The organism is Desulfobulbus alkaliphilus, assembly GCF_016918545.1.
Classification (GTDB): domain Bacteria; phylum Desulfobacterota; class Desulfobulbia; order Desulfobulbales; family Desulfobulbaceae; genus Desulfobulbus; species Desulfobulbus alkaliphilus.
In genome coordinates this window covers 1-423 of the sequence record NZ_JAFFQC010000324.1, presented here as the reverse complement: position 1 = coordinate 423, position 423 = coordinate 1, and the positions used below count along the sequence as shown (strand labels likewise).

General features: G+C 66.4%; 1 protein-coding gene. It reads right to left on the bottom strand.

Annotation, left to right across the window (positions count from 1 at the left end; translation table 11 throughout):
- Positions 1 to 203 precede the first annotated feature (203 nt).
- A partial coding sequence (locus JWG43_RS18760; protein ID WP_205244427.1) for a hypothetical protein occupies positions 204 to 423 on the bottom strand: 220 nt, incomplete at its 5' end.

The following is a 423-nucleotide window of genomic DNA, read 5'->3' as shown; positions in this document are numbered from 1 at the left end:
ATCCATGATGGCACGCTAGGTGAGATGGCGGATGAATCGCAAGGATGTGCGTGCGACAGGCCTGCATGAAAAATGCACGCTGGGACGCGGTTCGAATGCCCCTTGGCTCTGGCTCCGGGCACGCAAGGGGGGAAGGGAGCCTGCCTGGCCGGCCCCCGATAGTGCCGATGACCCGGATCACCGCGTGGGCAAGGTGAGCACCGTCAGGTGCGCTCGGGATCGCCGCCGCGGCGCGGACGCAGTTCCCAGCGAACCGGATGGTCTGCCCCGACCTGATGGACAAACTGCACCAGATAGCGCCGCTGGGGCGGGGTGCACTGCAGGTTGAGCACCAGCTCACGCCCGCCACTGCGACCCGGTGTCATGGACTGCATGGGGTGCAGCCCGGCCGGTTGCAGGGTGTGGCTCACCATCTCCAATACC